This is a genomic window from Tateyamaria sp. LSS28 (assembly GCF_059611725.1).
Window position 1 is genome coordinate 512924 of the sequence record NZ_JCAPFI010000003.1, and the last position, 15217, is coordinate 528140.

The 15217-nt window shown below is 59.9% G+C and carries 13 protein-coding genes; 7 read left to right on the plus strand and 6 right to left on the minus strand.

Annotated elements, in window-relative coordinates; all coding sequences use genetic code 11:
* The first annotated feature begins 55 nt into the window (after positions 1-55).
* From glmU to AC53L6_RS11160, 3 genes are read left to right on the plus strand one after another with little or no spacing between them, the layout of a single operon-like run.
* A complete protein-coding gene (gene glmU / locus AC53L6_RS11150) occupies positions 56-1411 on the plus strand; it encodes a bifunctional UDP-N-acetylglucosamine diphosphorylase/glucosamine-1-phosphate N-acetyltransferase GlmU (RefSeq protein WP_496907887.1) in 1356 nt (451 codons plus the stop codon).
* The gene (glmS, locus tag AC53L6_RS11155) at positions 1412-3232 is read left to right on the plus strand and encodes a glutamine--fructose-6-phosphate transaminase (isomerizing) (protein ID WP_496907888.1); all 1821 of its coding nucleotides are present in this window, start codon (positions 1412-1414) and stop codon (positions 3230-3232) included.
* Entirely contained in the window at positions 3229-3903 is a 675-nt protein-coding gene (locus AC53L6_RS11160) for a DNA alkylation repair protein (RefSeq protein ID WP_496907889.1), read from the plus strand. Before glmS ends, AC53L6_RS11160 begins: the two co-directional genes overlap by 4 nt.
* A gap of 10 nt (positions 3904-3913) precedes the next feature.
* On the opposite strand, the gene AC53L6_RS11165 is transcribed toward AC53L6_RS11160, so the two are convergent.
* Entirely contained in the window at positions 3914-4363 is a 450-nt protein-coding gene (locus AC53L6_RS11165) for a hypothetical protein (protein ID WP_496907890.1), read from the minus strand.
* 76 nt (positions 4364-4439) lie between these two features.
* Here AC53L6_RS11165 and moaA point away from each other — a divergent pair, with 76 nt between their 5' ends.
* From moaA to AC53L6_RS11180, 3 genes are read left to right on the plus strand one after another with little or no spacing between them, the layout of a single operon-like run.
* On the plus strand, positions 4440-5447 hold the full coding sequence (gene moaA / locus AC53L6_RS11170) for a GTP 3',8-cyclase MoaA (RefSeq protein ID WP_299200677.1): 1008 nt from the start codon (positions 4440-4442) through the stop codon (positions 5445-5447).
* Positions 5448-5454: 7 nt separating this feature from the next.
* Positions 5455-6750, plus strand: coding sequence for a 3-deoxy-D-manno-octulosonic acid transferase (locus AC53L6_RS11175; RefSeq protein WP_496907891.1), 1296 nt, complete (start codon positions 5455-5457; stop codon positions 6748-6750).
* Entirely contained in the window at positions 6743-7792 is a 1050-nt protein-coding gene (locus AC53L6_RS11180) for a glycosyltransferase family 4 protein (protein ID WP_496907892.1), read from the plus strand. Before AC53L6_RS11175 ends, AC53L6_RS11180 begins: the two co-directional genes overlap by 8 nt.
* Before the next feature lie 49 nt (positions 7793-7841).
* Here the strand turns inward: AC53L6_RS11180 and AC53L6_RS11185 are convergent, their stop codons facing one another.
* The 4 genes from AC53L6_RS11185 to argE form a co-directional block, all read right to left on the minus strand.
* Positions 7842-9008 (minus strand): M20 aminoacylase family protein, encoded by a 1167-nt coding sequence (locus AC53L6_RS11185; RefSeq protein WP_299200683.1) that lies wholly within the window; start codon positions 9006-9008, stop codon positions 7842-7844.
* Between the two features lie 15 nt (positions 9009-9023).
* The gene (locus AC53L6_RS11190) at positions 9024-10190 is read right to left on the minus strand and encodes a M20 aminoacylase family protein (RefSeq protein ID WP_299742087.1); all 1167 of its coding nucleotides are present in this window, start codon (positions 10188-10190) and stop codon (positions 9024-9026) included.
* Between the two features lie 12 nt (positions 10191-10202).
* Positions 10203-11549 carry an NAD(P)/FAD-dependent oxidoreductase gene (locus tag AC53L6_RS11195; RefSeq protein ID WP_496907893.1) on the minus strand — a complete coding sequence of 449 codons (1347 nt, stop codon included), beginning with the start codon at positions 11547-11549 and terminating at the stop codon, positions 10203-10205.
* Positions 11550-11639: 90 nt separating this feature from the next.
* Positions 11640-12800 carry an acetylornithine deacetylase gene (gene argE / locus AC53L6_RS11200; protein ID WP_496907894.1) on the minus strand — a complete coding sequence of 387 codons (1161 nt, stop codon included), beginning with the start codon at positions 12798-12800 and terminating at the stop codon, positions 11640-11642.
* Positions 12801-12883: 83 nt separating this feature from the next.
* Between argE and AC53L6_RS11205 the strand changes: the two genes are divergently transcribed.
* A complete protein-coding gene (locus AC53L6_RS11205; RefSeq protein ID WP_496907895.1) occupies positions 12884-13336 on the plus strand; it encodes an HIT family protein in 453 nt (150 codons plus the stop codon).
* Here AC53L6_RS11205 and AC53L6_RS11210 read toward each other — a convergent pair.
* Positions 13330-15162 carry an ABC transporter ATP-binding protein gene (locus AC53L6_RS11210; protein WP_496907896.1) on the minus strand — a complete coding sequence of 611 codons (1833 nt, stop codon included), beginning with the start codon at positions 15160-15162 and terminating at the stop codon, positions 13330-13332. The two genes, AC53L6_RS11205 and AC53L6_RS11210, sit on opposite strands and share 7 nt — an antisense overlap.
* Positions 15163-15217: the final 55 nt, after the last annotated feature.

The following is a 15217-nucleotide window of genomic DNA, read 5'->3' on the forward strand; positions in this document are numbered from 1 at the left end:
GCGCCTTTGCGCCCAGCGGATAAACAGGGCCAAACAAAAATACAAAGAGAAAGCCATGAGCGTTGCACTAATCATCCTGGCCGCGGGCAAAGGCACACGGATGAAATCGGACCTGCCCAAGGTCCTTCATCCCATTGCTGGCGCCCCGATGCTGCACCACACGCTCAGTGCCGGATCAGCCCTCGAACCCGCACACACAATCGTGGTCGCAGGACACGGCAGCGATCAGGTGCGCGCGTCAGCGATGGATTTTGAACCAAGCGTTCAGGTGGTGCTTCAGAAAGAACAGCTTGGCACCGGCCATGCTGTGAATCAGGCCCGCGCAGCGCTTGAAGGATTTGAGGGCGACGTGGTTGTCGTCTTTGGTGACACACCCTTTCTGCAACCCGACACCCTCACCCGTATGGTTGAGGCCCGGCGCACCCACGATGTCGTCGTACTGGGCTTTGACATCGCCGAGCTGCAGCCCCGCTACGGACGTCTGGTCATGGACGGGGACCGCCTGATCAAGATCGTCGAATACAAGGATGCCACCGAAGACGAACGTGCCATCCGCTTTACCAACAGCGGGTTGATGGCCTGTGACGCAAAGGTGCTGTTCGAACTTCTGTCTGAGGTCACAAACGACAACGCATCGGGCGAATACTACTTAACTGCCGTGCCTGAACTGGCCAATGCGCGCGGACTGAAGGTCACGGCGGTGAAGTGCGATGAGGCCGAAACCCTGGGTGTCGACAGCCGCTCTGACCTTGCCGATGCCGACGCTATCTTTCAGACCCGCGCGCGCGCTGAATTGCTGGACAGTGGCGTGACAATGATGGCCCCCGATACGGTGTATCTGTCCTTTGACACCGTCGTCGGGCGGGATGCTTTGATCGAGCCAAATGTGGTCTTCGGCCCTGACGTGACCGTTGAAAGCGGCGCAACCATCCGCGCCTTCTCGCATCTGGAGGGGTGCCACGTATCGCGCGGTGCGATCGTTGGCCCCTATGCCCGCCTGCGCCCCGGTGCCGAGCTGGCCGAGGACGTGCGCATCGGCAATTTCGTCGAGGTCAAGAACGCGACGCTGGCCACCGGGGCCAAGGTCAATCACCTGTCCTATATCGGCGACGCGTCGGTGGGCGAGGCCAGCAATATCGGCGCGGGGACCATCACCTGCAACTACGACGGCGTCATGAAACACCGGACCGAAATCGGTGCACGTGCCTTTATCGGGTCCAACACGATGCTTGTGGCGCCTGTGTCCGTCGGTGATGAGGCAATGACAGGCTCCGGCTCGGTCATCACATCCGATGTGGAGGATGGCGCTCTTGCCATCGCCCGCGCGCCGCAAGTCGAAAAACCGGGTATGGCCCGCAAACTCTTTGAAATGTTGCGCGCCAAGAAGGCCCGTCAGAGCAGAGGCAGTTAAATGTGTGGAATTGTAGGCGTTCTGGGCGATCATGAAGTGGCACCCATTCTGGTCGAGGCGCTGAAGCGGCTCGAATACCGTGGCTATGACAGCGCCGGGATTGCAACGATCAACGGTGGTGTCCTTGACCGCCGCCGTGCCGTTGGCAAGCTCGTGAACCTGAGCGACAAGTTGGTGCATGAACCCCTGGCTGGGAAAGCGGGGATAGGTCACACCCGCTGGGCCACACATGGCGGCCCAAGCGAGGGCAACGCGCACCCGCATCGCGCCGGTCCGGTTGCGGTGGTGCACAACGGTATCATCGAAAACTTCCGCGAATTGCGTGCTGAACTGGCCGACGCCGAGATCAGTTTCGAGACCGAGACAGACACCGAAACCGTCGCCCTGATGACGCATCACCACATGCAGCAAGGTGCCGAGCCAGTTGAGGCCGCGTTCAAAACGTTGGACCGGCTTGAGGGCGCATTCGCCCTCGCCTTTCTTTTTGATGGTCACGATGATCTGATTATCGCCGCACGCAAGGGCTCCCCCCTTGCCATTGGTCATGGTGAGGGTGAGATGTTTGTCGGGTCAGATGCCATCGCGTTGGCCCCCCTGACAGACCGCATCACATACCTGGAAGAAGGCGACCGGGCTGTTGTTACCCGCCAAGGGGTCGAAATCCGGGATGCCAACGGCACTTTGGCCAACCGGGCGGTACGTCAAATCCAGATCGATGCGGCCCGCGTGGACAAGGCCGGTCACAAGCACTTCATGGCCAAGGAAATCGCGGAACAGCCCAATGTTCTGAACAATACGCTTGCCAATTATCTGGGCAGCGATGGCGAAATCACCCTGCCCGACCCCGGCATCGACTTCAAAAACATTGAGCGGCTGACCATGGTTGCTTGCGGCACTGCATACTACGCCTGCCTGACCGCAAAGTACTGGTTCGAACAGATCGCTCGCCTGCCGGTCGAGGTCGATGTCGCGTCCGAATTCCGCTACCGTGAGCCACCCATCCCCGGCAAGACGCTGGCCCTGTTTGTCAGTCAGTCCGGCGAAACAGCCGACACGCTTGCCGCCTTGCGCTATTGCGACGGCAAGGCGGACAAAATCGTATCCGTGATCAACGTCCCTGAAAGCTCGATTGCCCGCGAAAGCGACCTCGCCCTGCCGATCCATGCAGGGGTCGAAGTTGGCGTGGCATCGACCAAGGCGTTCACCTGCCAGTTGACGGTTCTATTGATGTTGGCCCTGCGCGCAGCGCGGGATCGCGGAGAGATCGACGCAGCAACCTTCGCCGATCATGTATCGGCACTGCGCAGCCTGCCATCGCTGATGACACATGGCATCGACCGAAGCGCCGTGATGAAGCGCACGGCACGCAAGCTGGCCGAGGCGCGGGATATCCTGTTCCTCGGGCGTGGCGTCATGTATCCACTCGCTTTGGAAGGCGCGCTTAAACTAAAAGAAATCAGCTATATACACGCTGAAGCTTATGCATCAGGTGAGTTGAAGCACGGGCCCATTGCGTTGGTCGACAAACATGTTCCGGTGGTTGTCATGGCGCCCAAGGACGGGTTGTTCGACAAAACGGTGTCAAACATGCAGGAAGTCATGGCTCGTAAGGGCAAAGTAGTTCTGGTCTCAAATGCGTCCGGTATTGCCGAAGCCGGGGATGGCGTTTGGTCAGAGATCGCCATGCCCGACTGTCCGGATATCGTCGCACCCATCCTCTATGCCCTGCCCGCGCAGTTGCTGGCCTATCACACTGCTGTCGCCAAAGGCACCGATGTGGATCAGCCCCGCAACCTCGCCAAATCCGTGACCGTGGAATGACCCCCGAAGAGGCACTGGATCAGATAAATGCGCATGCTGATGTCGAACGTGCAGCGGGCGCGAAAGCCTATCACAAGTCTGACCGGCTGCATTTGGGCGTGCCGAACCCTGTTCTGAACGACCTGTCCAAGCAATGGCGGCAGTCACTGGACGTTCCAGCGCGCATCGCCTTGGCCGACGGGCTTTGGCAGACGGACGTTTACGAAGCGCGTGTTGCAGCCGCCAAGCTGTTGACGCAAGCGCGGATGCGGCCAGATGAGGATGCCTGGGCTCTGATCGCGTCATGGGTTCCCGACTTCGACAGCTGGGCCATCGCCGATCACGCCTGCATGGCGGGTCAAAAACGGCTTGTCGCTGACCCAACGCGAGTAGATCAAGTCGAAGCCTGGACAGGCTCGGATCACATGTGGACGCGCCGAGCGGCTCTGGTCATTACCCTCCCGTGGACCAAGCAGAACAATCCCAAGCCGCAGGACATTGAAATACGTGACCGCGTACTGGGCTGGGCCGCAACCTATGTGCCGGATCAGACGTGGTTCATCCAGAAAGCGATTGCATGGTGGGTGCGTGAGCTTTCAAAACACGACGTCCCGCGCGCCACAGAATTCTTGGCAACATACGGTGATGCGATGAAACCCTTTGCGCGGCGTGAGGCGGGAAAGTACCTCTGAAAGCCTAGCGCTACGCGCCAAAAACATCCACTTCCGGCAGTCCGGTCAAAGGCGCACCCAGCGCCTGCATCGCCTGAAGGGACAGGCGACTGCCTGCTGTGCTGGGTCCGTCAATGGGGATCAATGTGACGTCCACGGTCGTATTGGTTTCGGCATAGTACACGCGGCCACTCTGTTCGACCGACACCAGCGGCGTCTTCAACCACAACCCCGGTTCCGCCGCATTCCCAAGCGATGCAACGGTGCGCCCAAGTGTTCCGATCGACACCTCGGTCGCGTCATCAGGTGCTGCAGCAGATTGTTCATCAACCGCGTCGTCCGCATCAGTTTCCGCCCCTCCAGCCTGTTCATCGACCGGTTGTTCCACCTTTGGCGCGGGCCTGGCACCGCCCGCCCATTGGGGCAGCGCATCGCATCCCGCCACACTCAGAACGCAGACACTCAACATAAACCAGCGCATTCGCATACCTCGACTTTGGTCCATTGTCGCGCAATGCCCCTTGCAGGTAGGCCGCGCGATGCATACCAATTAACCTATGACAGCCCCTTTGATCGACCCCTTCCAGCGCGCCATCACCTATCTGCGCGTATCCGTTACCGACCGGTGCGATTTTCGCTGCGTATATTGCATGTCGGAAAACATGACCTTTCTGCCCAAGAAAGAGTTGCTGACACTGGAAGAACTGGACCGCATGTGTTCGACCTTTGTCGACCTCGGCGTGCAAAAACTGCGCATTACAGGCGGCGAACCGCTGGTGCGGCGGGACATCATGACGTTCTTCAACGGCATGGGTCGGCATCTCGATGCGGGATCGCTCAAGGAACTGACGCTCACGACAAATGGCAGTCAGCTGGAGCGTTTCGCCAAGGATCTCTATGCTGCGGGTGTCCGTCGGGTGAACGTATCGCTGGATACTCTGGACGAGGGTAAATTCGCCGACATCACACGCTGGGGCCGCCTGCCCCAGGTGCTGCGCGGCATTGATGCAGCTCAGGCAGCCGGCCTGCGGATCAAGATCAACGCCGTCGCACTCAAGGGCTTCAACGAAGACGAGTTGCCGACCATCACCCAATGGTGCGCTGAACGCGACATGGACCTCACCTGGATTGAGGTCATGCCGATGGGCGACATCGGCAACGAGGACCGGTTGGGCCAATACTGGTCACTGAAGGATGTGCGCGCGCGCTACGCTGAACACTACACAGTCACCGATCTCGCCGAACGCACCGGCGGCCCGGCACGCTATGTCCGGCTGGAGGAAACAGGTCAAAAGATCGGCTTCATCACCCCGCTGAGCCACAATTTCTGCGAAAGCTGCAACCGCGTGCGGATCACGTGCACGGGCGAGATATACATGTGCCTTGGTCAGGAAGATATGGCCGACCTGCGCGCGCCATTGCGTGATTTTCCAGAGGACGACGGCCCGCTCAAGGAGGCCATTCGGGCGGCCATCGCGCTCAAGCCCAAGGGACATGATTTCGACTATTCTCGTCAAAGGCTGGATGGGCAGATGCCCCGGCACATGAGCCATACGGGCGGCTAGGACGCCCATGCACCCCACGGCCCTGTTCCGGCTTTACCGCGCCCTCAGCGCGGTGGCCCTGCCCTTTGCCGCGCGCTCTGCTGTAAACAAATTGCGGCGGGCTGGGGTTACAGTGGATCGCGCGCATGAACGGCTGGGACACGCCAGTGCTGAACGTCCGCTTGGACCATTGATCTGGTTTCATGGCGCTTCGGTGGGCGAAGCAAAATCGGTGCTGCCGCTGATCAAGCGCATCCGCGATGTGGCTCCGGATGTGCAAGTGCTGCTGACGTCGGGCACCGCCACTTCAGCCGAAGCTGTTGCTCCTCATCTGCCCACAGGCGTCCTGCACCAGTTCAGTCCCCTGGATGGCATGGGTCCCCTCACCCGCTTTCTGAACCATTGGCGCCCCGACCTGTGTGTACTGGTCGAATCCGAGTTATGGCCCAACCTGTTGGATATCTGCGCGCAACGGGATTTGCCCGTTGCACTGCTAAATGCCCGTTTGTCAGATCGCAGCGCGGACGGGTGGAAGAAATTTCCAACCACCGCGTCCTATGTTCTGCGCGGGATAACCTGGGCGCATTGCCAGGACAGGCGCAGCCGTGACCACTTACGGGATATGGGGCTCATTGAGGCTGAACAGGGCACCAACCTCAAATCCATCCTCGGAGCACCCCGCGTCAAACCGGAAGAGTTGGATGCGGCACACAGCGCGCTGGGAGGACGACCTGTCTGGGTCGCAGCCTCAACCCATCCCGGCGAAGAAGAACAGGTGCTGGCCGCGCACAACGTTCTGCTGAAGTCGCACCCGAACCTGTGCCTGATCCTTGTGCCACGCCATCCAGAACGGGCTACCGATATCCTGTCCTTGATCCGTGAGGCCAACCTAAGCGTCGCACAGCGCAGCATGGGGCAGAGTTTGGACGCACCTACGCAAGTCTATCTCGCCGACACGATGGGCGAGACAGACCTTTGGTACGCGCTCAGTCCAATCGTGTTTCTCGGCGGCTCTTTCTCGGATGTCGGAGGCCACACGCCGTTCGAACCGGCAGCGGCACATACAGCCATCGTGCACGGGCCGAACTACGCAAACTTCGCGGAGGCCTACGCCGCTTTCCGGATGAAGGACGCAAGCGTGCAAGTGACAGACAGCGCCACACTCGCCGCAGAGATCGACACACTCCTCACCCACCCAAGCCGCGCCGCGCAACTGGCCGCCAACGCCCGCCCACTTGCCCCCACGGGCACCGAAGCGCTGGATGCGATTGCGCACCGCCTCTTCTCTCTGATGGATGGTCAGGCTATGGACCCTCATGCCTGACCTTGCTGACATCGACGTTATTGCCCCAAATTTCAAAAGACGGCTTTCGGGTGTAACAGCCACCGTTGCGCGGCTGGTGCCGCTGCAAGCGCAGTCCATCGCCATTACCGCCTGCGCCCCCGAAATGCCGGACGACGTACCAAACGTCCCATGGTCCCGCCTTCTGAACATGCCGCGCAGCGGTCCGTCCGGCGCACGGGTCTGGCATGCCCGGCGCAATGTGGAGATGATCGCTGGCTTGGCCCTGCGCGGGCTGCTGGGAAAGCGGCTCAAGCTGCTGTTTACCTCAGCCAGCCAACGCCACCATACGGGGCTGACCAAGGCGCTGATCGCACGCATGGACGCGATCATTGCCACGTCTGCTAAGACGGCCAGCTATCTTGAGCGCGATGCCACGGTTATCCACCATGGTATCGACACCAACACCTTTGTGCCGCATCCGGACAAGGCAGCACTCAGGTCAGAACTCGGGTTGCCACATGGTCCACTCATGGGCTGTTTCGGGCGCATTCGGGCGCAGAAGGGCACGGATGTCTTCGTTGATGCAATGATCCGGGTGTTGAACGATCATCAACGGGCTGCCGCCATTGTCATGGGCCGGGCCGTCGACAAGGATCAAAGCTTTCTCGACGACCTCAAAGCGCGTGTGCAGGCCGCTGGTCTTGCTGATCGACTACTGTTCCTGCCAGAGGTTCCCGTCTGGGAAACCCCCCGCTTCTACCAGGCCCTCGACATCTACATCGCACCCCAGCGGTGGGAAGGCTTTGGCCTCACTCCGCTTGAGGCCATGGCCTGCGGTGCGCCCGCCATCGCCACCCGTGTTGGTGCGTTCGAAGAGTTGATTGTTGATGGGCAAACAGGCACGCTCATCGACGCTGGAGATGTGGACCAGATGGTGGATGCATCGACCGCGCTGCTGACCAATCCAGACAAACTAACCGAATGGTCGAACAACGCCCGTCAGCACATGGTCGATCACTTCCAGCTTCAGCAGGAAGCGGACGCAATCATCGCGATCTACAGATATCTTCTAAGCACCTGAAGGGACGGTCGGTGGGGCGATCTGCCAAAGGCAGGAGCGTCACACGCCGTCACGACGCAATTGGTAACCGCTGCTCCACAATCTCCGCCCACCATGAACAACCCGCCGGAATCGCCTCGTCATTGAAGTTGTATTCCGGGTGATGAACCATCGCCGTGTCACCGTTACCCATAAGGATGTAAGCCCCGGGACGTTCCTCCAGCATAAAGGCGAAATCCTCGCCTCCCATAACCAACGCAGCCTCTTCGCATTGCCCTGACACCGACCGCGCCACGTCAGCAGCGAATTCCGTCTGCTCATCATGGTTCACCATCACCGGATAGTTCCGGTTGTAATTCACCCGCGCCACGCCGCCAAAAGTGCTGGCAACACCCTCACAGATTTCCACCACCCGCTTTTCGGCCAGATCGCGCGCCTCGGCACTCATGGTGCGTACCGTGCCCATGATCTGCACCGTTTGCGGGATCACGTTAAACGCCTTAGACGATGTCTCGAACGACGTGATGGACACCACGATCCGGTCGATCGGGTCCGCATTGCGGCTCACGATCGATTGCAGCATCGTCACGGCATGAGACGCCATCAGGGTCGTATCGATTGTCTCGTGCGGCTTTGCTGCATGCCCGCCAAGACCTTCGAACTCGATCTCAAGCAGGTCGGTTGCCGCAAAAAACGGCCCCGGACGGATGGAGAATTCGCCCACAGGACGGCCCGGCCAGTTGTGCATGCCATAGACTTCATGAATGCCCCACCGATCCATCATGCCATCATTGCACATCTCGCGACCGCCGCCGCCACCCTCTTCCGCAGGCTGGAAGATCACGACAACCGATCCGTCGAAGTTCCGCGTTTCCGAAAGATACTGCGCGGCCCCAAGCAGCATCGCCGTGTGCCCATCATGGCCGCAGGCATGCATTGCCCCGTCGGTTTTCGACGCATATTCAACGCCGGTCGCCTCGTGGATTGGCAGCGCATCCATATCTGCGCGCAGACCAATGACCTTGCCCGATCCATCAGCCTTCCCTTTGATCACGCCCACGACGCCGGTGCGTCCAATCCCTTCAACCACTTCATCACAGCCAAAAGCGCGCAGCTTTTCGGCCACCAGCGCGCTGGTGCGATGGGTATCGAACAGAATTTCGGGATGCTGATGGATGTCACGTCGCCACGCAGTGATGTCGGCGTGCATTTCGGCAAAGCGGTTCTTTATGGGCATTAATGCGTCCTTTGTTTACTGCGCAGGCATACGTTGTTCGACCAGTTCCACGAACCAGCTGGCGCCTGCGGGAATAGCTTCGTCATCGAATTGATATTCGGGGTGATGCACCATCGGCCCATCTCCATTCCCCAGCATGATATAGGCACCGGGACAGGCATTTAACATGAACGAGAAATCCTCGGCTGCCATGATGGGCGGGATATCGGTAATTACGTCCCCGGCCACGGCGCGGGCAGCCGCCGCCGCATATTCTGTATGTTCATCATGGTTAATGGTCACAGGATACCCAACGGTGTAATCCACCTTGGCTTCACATTGGTAGGCTTGAGCTGTGGCGGTTACGATCTCGGTCACCCGCGCTTCCACGAAATCCCTCACCTCTGAGTCCAGTGCGCGAACCGTACCGGTCATCCGTGTGACCTGTGGGATGATGTTGTGCGTGTCGATGTCGGAATGCAGCGCGCACACCGACACAACGGCCGAGGCGAGCGGGTCCACGTTCCGGCTCGCAATACTTTGCAAGCCAAGGATGATATGGGCCGCCGCCACGTTGGGGTCGATGGACTGGTGTGGCGCGGCGGCGTGGCCGCCTTTGCCCGTTACCGTGACCTCGAATTCATCGGCGGAGGCCAGCAAAGCCCCGGGCCGAATGGCAAAGCTGCCTGTAGGCAGGCCCGGCATGTTGTGCAGGCCATACACTTCCTGAATGCCCCAGCGATCAATCAGCCCGTCATTGACCATCTCGCGCCCCCCGCCGCCACCTTCCTCGGCAGGTTGGAAGGCGAGCACAACCGTGCCGTCAAAGTTCCGCGTCTCAGCCAGATATTGCGCTGCCCCGAGCAGGATCGACGTGTGCCCGTCATGGCCGCAAGCATGCATCTTGCCCGGGTGCTTCGACGCGTAGTCAAGCCCGGTTGCTTCTTCGATCGGAAGTGCATCCATATCGGCGCGCAGACCAACAACACGACCCTTCGTGTCCGTACGGCCCTTGATGACTGCAACCACACCGGTCTTGCCGATACCCGTTGTGATGTCGTCAACACCGAAGTCTCGCAGCCGTTCCACAACGAAAGCCGCCGTTTCATGCACGTCGAAATCCAGTTCTGGATGCGCATGCAGGTGGCGGCGCCAGCCCGTGATCTCAGCGTGGGTCTCAGCAAGGCGGTTCTTGATGGGCATAGTGTGATCCTGTCAGACAGATGGGCCGAGGCGCATCTTGCTGCCATCGGAAAAACGGCTCAGGCGGAACCGTGTCAGATCATGACCCGGATCGTCGCCCATGACCAGAGCGGCCAACACCTTTCCCATACCCGGTCCAATACCGAAACCATGACCGCTCATGCCCGTGCCGATGGTCAGCCCTGGCAAGGCGTCCACCCGATCCACGACCGGAACCACGTCGGGCATCGTGTCAATCATGCCCGCCCACGCGGTCTTGATCCGCACAGGGCCAATATCGGGGAACAGCGCGTGAAACCTGCTGGTCAATTGCGCAACCTTGCGGCGATTGGGTGCCGGGTTGAGAATGCGCATCTTTTCGAAAGGGCTTGGACCATCGGCATCCCAACGGCGCGGCGTTGACCACGCGTCGGGATACCCACGCGGTGCGGCTGGCAGGAACCGCGTGCCGAACGGATCGGCGCGCAATTGGGCTAGGTATTTCGGCAGCGCACGAAACGCATCCGGGCCAACGAACAATTCGTGAGACCCACCAGCCGCAAGGGAATAGCCCCCATCCTTGCGCGGTCGGAATGCAATCCCGTCATCGGCGGCACCGCCGGGAAACACCATCGGCAGTGGATCCGTTGCAGCAACGGTCGCACGCACCGACAGCTGCGGTAACGCAATACCGTGACGGCGAAGCAGCAATGCAGACCAAGCGCCCCCCGCAAGCACAACTTCAGGCGCTGCGATCCGGCCCTGTTCGGTAACAACCCCTGCTACGCGACCCGCCTGTATATCGAGTGCCCGAACCGCGCAGTTCTCAACAATGGTTGCACCTGCACGCGCGGCAACGCCCGCCAGCGCTGGCACGGCCACCCAAGGTTCGGCCCGCATGTCAGACGCGGTATAGAGCGCACCGGCATAGCCCCGCGACATTCCCGGGATAAGGTCGGCCACTTCACCTGCGCGCAGCAGGCGGCTATCCACATCATGCGCTGCGGCGTGGTGTATCCAATCGGCATAGCGCGCCATTTCGGCATCCGTTTTCGCCAGGTAGGTCACCCCACCTTGCGTCAGACCGATATCAACATTGGTTCGCTGGGCCAGATCGCGCCACAGGCGGTTGGCCTCTACCATGATGGGCAATTCGTCCGGATCGCGCCCCTGCTGACGGATCCACCCCCAATTGCGGCTGGACTGTTCCCCGGCAATGCGGCCCTTTTCCAAAAGAACGACTCGTTGTCCGGATTCCGCCAGATACAAGGCAGTGCAGACGCCGATGACACCGCCGCCAATCACCACCACATCTGCCTCTTCCGGCTGTGGGCCGGGCCAGGTCACGGGGGTTGCATCGTCGATAGGGAAACCGGTCATGCCAAACCGACGGATGTTGCACCGGGTTTCAGTCGCAAAAGACAACACCGCACAGGCTCCGACCCGTTTGGCGCCTCATGTCCCAGTGCCCTAAGCAAGGCGCGCCACCAGATCACGCATGAATGCGTGCCCGGCTTCGAACTGGGCGATAGTGATAAACTCGTTGGGCTGGTGCGCCTGCGCAATGTCGCCCGGTCCACAGACCACCGCAGAGTAACCGGCTGCCTGGAACTGCCCAGCCTCGGTTCCGTAGCTGACGACATGGGTGCCATTGTCGCCTGTAATGGCGCGTGCAAGTCCCTCGGCTTCACCGTCCTCTTCCGGTTTCAATGGCGGCACATCAAACCGGGTTTCGATCTCGACCCGGGTCTCGGGATGTATGGCTTTCATCCCTTTTTCAATCTCTGCAACATGGGCCAGATAACCCTCTTTCAGGGCAACCAAGTCATCCCCCGGGACTGCGCGAAAATCCATCGCGAAGTGACAGTCCTTGGCCGTGATATTGTGCGCCGTTCCGCCGTGCACCTGCCCGACATGCCACGTTGTAAAGGGCGGGTCGAACATAGCCGCCAGCGTCGAAGGTTCAGCCGCCATGTTCTCGGCATTCCGCTGGTTGGCAAAGTCGATGATCTTTGCACCCTCAAGGATCGCGCTTACCCCTTGGGGAAGCAGGGACGAATGCACTTCGAAGCCCACCACATGCGTGTCAAACCCCTGCCCGCCCTTGTGGCCTGTCACGGCTTTCATCATCGAAGGTTCGCCGACGATGACCGGACCACCCTTGGGCACAACACCTTGCATGGCCTTGATCATCGGTGGTGCACCCAAACACCCGATCTCCTCATCAAAGCTCAGCGCCAGCTGCAACGGTGTTTTCACACCCGCATGATGTGCTTCCACCAGCGCCCAAAGGGCTAACGCGTCGAACCCCTTCATGTCGCATGTGCCTCGTCCGAAATACTTTCCGTCCTTTTCGGTGACCACAAACGGATCTGTGTCCCAGGGCTGCCCATCCACGGGCACGACATCGGTGTGGCCGGACAGAACAACAGCCCCTTCAACCTCGGGACCGACATGGGCGTAAAGGGCCGCCTTGGGCTCCTCCGGGTGATAATACCGATGCGCCGAAATGCCGTGGTCGTTCAGATACCCCTCGACCCAATCCACCAAGGGCAAGTTGGTGTCGCGGCTCACTGTCGGAAAACTGATGAGCTTGGTCATCAGCTCAAGAGGCGTCATTCTGCGTGTCATTTGGATCCCGTTTGATGCGCGTTCAGCCTAGGCGTAGTGCTGACCTATCGCCAGTGCAAGAACTCCGGACTTGAGCCAAGGAAATGACCGATCACAACGGCACCACCTGCATATTTTGCGCCATCATAGCAGGTCATGCGCCCGCAAGCGTCGTGCACCGCGATGATCAATGCATGGCCTTCATGAACCTTCGCCCACTACATCCAGGCGAGTTCATGGTGATCCCGCTGCAGCACATCGATCATTTCACCGACCTGTCCGACGATCTGGCGGCGCACATCATGGTGACAGGCCAACGGTTGGGACGGCGGATGATGCAGGTCTTCGCACCCAAACGGGTTGGATACGTGGTGCATGGGTTCGGGGTTGCACATGCACATCTCAACGTTGTGCCCCTACAGGAAAGCAATGACATCGTCTCGGCAAAGCACATCGTCCAAACAGACGCGGGACTGCGCATTGCCCACGATGCCGTGCCATTGCGGTCACGTTCCGATTTGAATGCCGATGCGGCGCAGCTCCGCCGCGATCAGTAACCGCTGTCCGTGGTCAGGACGAAATGGCCCGGCTCAACTTCGTTATACTCAGATGGCGCAGGATCATAATCGACCGGGTGAATGGGTGATGGGATCGGCTTGAAATTCAAGTCTTTCTCGGCCTTCCGCTGGCGCGGATCAGCAATCGGCACAGCCTTCATCAAGGCTTGAGTATAGGCGTGCTGCGGGTTCTCGAAGACACGAGCGCGCGGACCCATTTCGACAATGCGGCCCAGATACATGACGCCCACATGGTGGCTGACGCGTTCAACCACCGCCATGTCGTGGCTGATGAATAGAAAGGAAAGTCCCAACTCTGCCTGCAACTCCATCATCAGGTTCAAAACCTGCGCCTGAACAGACACGTCTAACGCTGAAACGGCCTCATCCGCGATGATCAGCTTGGGGTTCAACGCCAGCGCACGGGCGATGGCGACACGTTGCCGCTGACCTCCAGAGAGTTCGTGCGGATACCGGCGCATGAAGCTGCGTGGCAGTTCCACCCGGTCAAAGAGCATTTCAACACGCTTGGTGCCTTCGTCGCCCTTGAACATGCCGAAATTGTGCATCGGTTCGGCCACCTGATCGGCCAACTGCATTTGCGGGTTCAAGGACGCAAACGGATCCTGAAAGATCATCTGCATGTCACGCCGCGCCTCGCGCAAATCGCGATCGTTCAGCGCCATGATATCGGTGCCATCCAGTACGATATGCCCCGATTGCGGCTCGACCAAACGCAGGATCGACCGACCCGCTGACGATTTGCCACAGCCCGATTCCCCAACCAAGCTCAGGGTTTGGCCCTTGTTGATGGTAAAGGACACATCCTCGACAGCGTGCACGTTCGCCACTGTGCGCCGGAAAAACCCACCCTTGACCGGAAAACGCGTGGTCAGGTTAAGCACTTCCAGCAGCTTTTCATCGGTGCCGGGGATCGGGGCGATTTCACCCTGCGACCGGCCCAAAAGCTTCATCGGCTCGGGATAGGTCTTGCCTCGCATCTCACCCAACTTGGGCACGGCGGCCAGCAATGCCTTGGTGTAAGGGTGCTGCGGATTCTCAAAAATCTCGGCGACCGGGCCTTCCTCGACCTTATTGCCGCGGAACATGACAACGACACGATCCGCCATCTGCGCGACGACGGCCATGTCGTGGGTGATAAACATCACCGCCGTGCCGGTTTCGCGCTTCAACCGGTCCATGAGTGCCAGAATTTCCGCCTGGATCGTAACATCCAATGCAGTCGTCGGCTCGTCCGCGATCAGCAAACGCGGCTCACACGCTAGTGCCATGGCAATCACAACACGCTGCCGCATCCCGCCCGACAGTTCGTGCGGGTATTGCTTCATCCGGCGGGCAGGTTCCGGAATGCGCACCTGCTGCAAGAGCGACAGGGCACGTTCTTCAGCCTGCGCCTTGTTCAAGCCTTTGTGCAGGCGCAAACCTTCGGTGAGCTGACGCCCCACGGTGAACACGGGGTTCAGCGCCGTCATCGGCTCCTGAAAGATCATACCAATCTCGTTGCCGCGAATGGTGCGCATCAGGTTTTGATCCGTGTTGGCCAGATCGACGGCATCCGCTGCCTTGCGATCAAACAGTAGCCGACCGCCTGCAATCTCGCCCCCACCGAACTCCACAAGCCGCATCAGTGACAGCGACGACACCGACTTGCCGGACCCGGATTCGCCAACGACACAAACAGTTTCACCGGCGTGGACCTCGAACGATACATCCTCGACACCGAGGACAGGGCCGTCCTTGGTTTGAAACTGCACGCGCAGGTTCTGAATGTTGGCAATCGGCGACGTATCTGTGTGGTCGAGCATTCGTATCCCCGCAATCGAGCCTTTTCGGCTCAGGTTTTCCAAAGAGTGGGCGAAG

What these genes read in the sequence shown, in the direction of transcription:
- glmU (WP_496907887.1), top strand. Translation starts at nt 56, where the DNA reads ATGAGCGTTGCACTAATCATCCTGGCCGCGGGCAAAGGCACACGGATG.
- glmS (WP_496907888.1), top strand. Translation starts at nt 1,412, where the DNA reads ATGTGTGGAATTGTAGGCGTTCTGGGCGATCATGAAGTGGCACCCATT.
- AC53L6_RS11160 (WP_496907889.1), top strand. Translation starts at nt 3,229, where the DNA reads ATGACCCCCGAAGAGGCACTGGATCAGATAAATGCGCATGCTGATGTC.
- AC53L6_RS11165 (WP_496907890.1), bottom strand. Translation starts at nt 4,363, where the DNA reads ATGCGCTGGTTTATGTTGAGTGTCTGCGTTCTGAGTGTGGCGGGATGC.
- moaA (WP_299200677.1), top strand. Translation starts at nt 4,440, where the DNA reads ATGACAGCCCCTTTGATCGACCCCTTCCAGCGCGCCATCACCTATCTG.
- AC53L6_RS11175 (WP_496907891.1), top strand. Translation starts at nt 5,455, where the DNA reads ATGCACCCCACGGCCCTGTTCCGGCTTTACCGCGCCCTCAGCGCGGTG.
- AC53L6_RS11180 (WP_496907892.1), top strand. Translation starts at nt 6,743, where the DNA reads ATGCCTGACCTTGCTGACATCGACGTTATTGCCCCAAATTTCAAAAGA.
- AC53L6_RS11185 (WP_299200683.1), bottom strand. Translation starts at nt 9,008, where the DNA reads ATGCCCATAAAGAACCGCTTTGCCGAAATGCACGCCGACATCACTGCG.
- AC53L6_RS11190 (WP_299742087.1), bottom strand. Translation starts at nt 10,190, where the DNA reads ATGCCCATCAAGAACCGCCTTGCTGAGACCCACGCTGAGATCACGGGC.
- AC53L6_RS11195 (WP_496907893.1), bottom strand. Translation starts at nt 11,549, where the DNA reads ATGACCGGTTTCCCTATCGACGATGCAACCCCCGTGACCTGGCCCGGC.
- argE (WP_496907894.1), bottom strand. Translation starts at nt 12,800, where the DNA reads ATGACACGCAGAATGACGCCTCTTGAGCTGATGACCAAGCTCATCAGT.
- AC53L6_RS11205 (WP_496907895.1), top strand. Translation starts at nt 12,884, where the DNA reads ATGACCGATCACAACGGCACCACCTGCATATTTTGCGCCATCATAGCA.
- AC53L6_RS11210 (WP_496907896.1), bottom strand. Translation starts at nt 15,162, where the DNA reads ATGCTCGACCACACAGATACGTCGCCGATTGCCAACATTCAGAACCTG.